This is a genomic window from Pseudomonas sp. Sample_9, assembly GCF_004307535.1.
Lineage (GTDB): Bacteria > Pseudomonadota > Gammaproteobacteria > Pseudomonadales > Pseudomonadaceae > Aquipseudomonas > Aquipseudomonas mercuritolerans.
Window position 1 is genome coordinate 40,982 of the sequence record NZ_RAZO01000020.1, and the last position, 4,075, is coordinate 45,056.

Here is a 4,075-nt window from a genome sequence, read left to right on the forward strand (position 1 = left end):
ACCTGCTGACACAACGTCACAATCTCCTCGACCCACTCAACCCCGACCCGCCACGACACCACCACTGGCAGATTCGCCGGCCGCTGGTCAATGTCGAGCAAGATCAATTCGCCGCGCGCCAGTTCTTCGGCCACCAGCACCGGCGGCAGCGCGCCGATACCAAAGCCGTCACGCAACAAACGGGTAATCGCCGACACCGAATTCACACAATTCAAACGTGGCGCCATGACGCCGTTGGCCTGCATCAGCGCGACGATATCCTGATGCGGTCGTGAGTTTTTCGAGTAGGTGATGATCCGCTCCTGCGCCAGTTCGGCGAGGTCGGCGTAGTTGCGGTTGTAGATCGAATTGCTGGCGACGATCCAGCCCAGCGGATGGCTGGCCAACTCCAGGCTGCGCACGCTTTCGTGGCGGATCAGATCGGTTTGCAACACCAGATCGAGAAAACCTTTTTGCAGCTGATCGCAGAGGTTCAGCGCGGTATCCGCAACCAACTCGATCTCCACCCGTGGATACAGATCGGTCATCTGCGCCACCAGCGGGCTCAGCCACGTATGAATCACCGTGTCCATCACGCCGATACGCACCCGCCCGACCTTGCTCGAACGGGTCTCGATCGATTGTTTCAGCGCCGCCATGGTGTCGAGCATCTGTTCAGCGTAATCGAGCACCTTCAAGCCTTCCGGGGTCAGGCTGACGCCGCGTGAGTCGCGCAGAAACAGCTTCACGCCCAGTTCGCCTTCGAGCACCGCAATTCGGCTGGAAATCGACGCCTGGGTGGTGAACAGCTTGTCGGCGGTCAGGCGAAAACTCTTCAGGCGCGCGACCCAGACAAAGGTCTCGAGAAACTTCAGATTCATGGACAAGGCTCGGCTGACAAATTTTTCTTATGCCTAAGGCGGGTTTTTATTCGTTGGACGGCGCAGGGCAGGGCGACGAAAAATCGGCGCATCCGGTTCCCACGATAGGCGTCGTCGGAGCTTCGAACAAGACCAATAAAAGCCCTGCGGAGATTTGCCATGAGTGCTCCCGACACCCTCCCGTTATCCAAGCCTGTGACGCGCCCCGGGCCGTTCGACTGGTACCGCAACATCAACCAGCAGGAGCGCCGCACGTTCTGGAGCTGCAAGATCGGTTACGGTCTGGACGGCATGGACACGCAGATGCTCAGCTTCGTTGTGCCGACGCTGATTGCGATGTGGGGCATCACCACTGGCGAAGCGGGGCTGATTCACACCAGCACCCTCATTGCCTCGGCCATCGGCGGTTGGGTCGCCGGGATCCTCTCCGACCGCATCGGCCGCGTGCGAACGCTGCAACTGACGGTGCTGTGGTTCGCCTTCTTCACCTTCCTCTGCGGCTTCGCGCAAAACTACGAACAATTACTGATCGCGCGCACCCTGATGGGCTTCGGTTTCGGCGGTGAATGGACCGCCGGCGCGGTGCTGATCGGTGAAGTGATCCGCGCCAAGGACCGCGGCAAAGCGGTGGGCATGGTGCAATCCGGCTGGGCGCTGGGCTGGGGCCTGACGGCGATTCTGTACGCGTTGCTGTTCTCCGTGTTGCCAGCGGAAGATGCCTGGCGCGCGCTGTTCATCCTTGGCATCGTGCCGGCGATATTCGTGATTTTCGTCCGTCGCCTCGTGAAAGATCCTGAGATCTATCGCGAAGCCAAAGCCGCGCAAACCCCGCAGAACCCGGCGAAGTTCTACGAGATCTTTGCCCCTGGCATGCTCTTCACCACGTTTCGCGCGTCGTTGCTGACCACCGGTGCGCTGGGCGGTTATTACGCGATCACCTCCTGGCTGCCGACCTTCCTCAAGAATGAACGCGGGTTGAGCGTGCTCGGCACCGGTGGTTATCTTGCGATGGTAATCGTCGGTTCCTACGTCGGCTATGTGATCAGCGCTTATCTGACCGACCTGCTCGGACGGAAAAAGAATTTCATCTTGTTCGCGGTCGGCTCATTCACCATCGTTCTGCTCTACACGCAGATGCCGGTCAGTAACGGCGTGATGCTGTGGCTGGGCTTTCCGCTGGGCTTCTTCGCCTCGGGGATTTTCAGCGGCATGGGCGCGTTTCTCACCGAATTGTTCCCCACACGGATTCGCGGCTCGGGCCAGGGTTTCTGCTACAACATCGGCCGCGCACTGGCGGCGTTGTTCCCGCTGTTGATCGGCCTGCTCAGCCAGAAAGTGCCGCTGAGCATGGGCATCGGCGCCTTCGCGGCGGTTTCTTACGGCGTGGTGATTCTCGCGGCGCTGAGCCTGCCGGAAACCCGTGGCAAGCAACTCGACGCGCAGTAACTGATACCCTGCGCAGAAGTCTCCTACAGATAAAAAGACCAGCAGCTACAGGAGTGTTCACCGTGAGCCGCCTGCTATTGAATTGCGACATTGGCGAGAGCTTCGGCAGCTGGACCATGGGTCTGGATGCCGAGGTCATGCCCTTCATCGATTGCGCCAACATCGCCTGTGGGTTCCATGCCGGCGACCCGAGCATCATGCGCAAAACCGTGGCGCTGGCCCTCGAACACGGCGTGCAGATTGGCGCGCACCCGGCCTATCAGGATCTGGTCGGATTCGGCCGGCGCTCCATGGCCTATTCCGCGCAAGAGCTGCAAGACATCCTGCATTACCAGATCGGCGCCCTCGACGGCATCTGCAAGGCGCAGGGCGGGCGTGTGAGTTACGTCAAACCCCACGGCGCGATGTACAACGACATGATGGCCAACCCGGCGCAGTTGCGCGCAGTGGTGCAGGCCGTGGCCGCTTATGACCGCAGCCTGCCGCTGATGTTGATGGCGACCCGAGACAACGCTGGCGCGCAGCAGATCGGCGATGAATACGGCGTAACCCTGTGGTTCGAAGCTTTTGCCGACCGTGCCTACGACAGCGCCGGCCGGCTGGTCTCACGGCAATTGCCGGGCGCCGTGCATCACGATGCCGGAAAAATCATCGAGCAAGCGTTGACCATCGCCCGTGGCGGCGAACTCAGCGCCAGCGATGGCAGCGCCTTGATCCTGCGCGCCAACACCTTGTGCGTCCACGGCGACAACGCCAGTTCCGTGGCCGCCGTGCGGCGTATTCGTCAGGCCTTGCAGCAGTCGAGTGCGTCATGAATCCACGGGTTGAAGTGGTGGCGCTCGATTGCCTGATGCTGCGTCTGTTCGATGACATCGCCGAAGCCAACATGCCGTGGATGCTCGCCGCCAGCGAGCGCTTGCGCACGGCTTTTGGTGCACAACTGATCGATCTGGTGCCGTCCTACACGACGTTGATGGTGCATTACGATCTGACGCAGTTGAGTCCGGCGCAGGCGCGCGAATTGATCGCCGAGGCGTTGGTTGACCTGTCGCCAAATGCGCGAAGCGCTGGGCAGTGTCATGTCTTGCCGGTCTGGTATGACTTGAGTGTCGGCCCGGAACTGAGCCTGTTGGCCGAACGCAGCGGCCTCGCGGTGAAGGAGGTGATTCGTCGCCACAGCGCACGGGAATATCAGGTGTTCGCTCTTGGCTTTGCGCCGGGTTTTGCCTTCATGGGCCTGGTCGAAGAAATGCTCGCCGCGCCGCGCTTGAGCACACCGCGCAAGAAAGTCGCCGCCGGCAGCGTCGGTATCGCCGAGCGGCAGACCGCAGCGTATCCGGTGGTCTCACCCGGTGGCTGGAACCTGATCGGGCGCACCCCAGCGAAACTCTTCGATCGCCATCGCGACGGCTACAGCCTGATGCAACCGGGCGACACGGTGCGCTTCGAAGCCGTCGATCACGCCGAATTCATACGCTTGGGCGGCGATGACACCCCACTGGAGGCGTTGGCATGAGTCGATTGACGATCGAAGCCAGCACACCGCTGTGCCTGTTGCAGGACGCCGGGCGGTTTGGCGTGCGACATCTGGGCGTGACGCAGGGCGGCGCGGCGGATTGGTGCTCGATGAGCTGGGCCAATTGGCTGTTGGGTAATGAACTGGATGCGGCGGTGGTTGAAATCACCCTCGGCGGGTTTGCCGTGGTGGCTGAGGAGGATTGCCTGCTGGCGCTGGCAGGAGCGGATCTCGGCGCGCAGATCGACGGCCA

Annotated in this window: 4 protein-coding genes and 1 pseudogene; 4 read left to right on the forward strand and 1 reads right to left on the reverse strand. The window is 61.5% G+C overall.

What is annotated here, in order from left to right:
• Positions 1-860: LysR family transcriptional regulator (locus tag D6877_RS01445; RefSeq protein WP_130909627.1), on the reverse strand; the 860-nt coding region annotated here is incomplete at its 3' end.
• Between the two features lie 159 nt (positions 861-1,019).
• Between D6877_RS01445 and D6877_RS01450 the strand changes: the two genes are divergently transcribed.
• The 4 genes and pseudogenes from D6877_RS01450 to D6877_RS01465 all read left to right on the forward strand — a co-directional run.
• On the forward strand, positions 1,020-2,306 hold the full coding sequence (locus D6877_RS01450) for an MFS transporter (RefSeq protein ID WP_130909624.1): 1,287 nt from the start codon (positions 1,020-1,022) through the stop codon (positions 2,304-2,306).
• Between the two features lie 62 nt (positions 2,307-2,368).
• Entirely contained in the window at positions 2,369-3,121 is a 753-nt protein-coding gene (locus D6877_RS01455; protein ID WP_130909625.1) for a 5-oxoprolinase subunit PxpA, read from the forward strand.
• Positions 3,118-3,822, forward strand: a complete 705-nt coding sequence (pxpB, locus tag D6877_RS01460; protein ID WP_130909626.1) for a 5-oxoprolinase subunit PxpB — start codon at positions 3,118-3,120, stop codon at positions 3,820-3,822. Before D6877_RS01455 ends, pxpB begins: the two co-directional genes overlap by 4 nt.
• A pseudogene (locus D6877_RS01465) lies at positions 3,819-4,075 on the forward strand (allophanate hydrolase); the annotation flags it as partial. The gene pxpB and the pseudogene D6877_RS01465, both read left to right, overlap by 4 nt.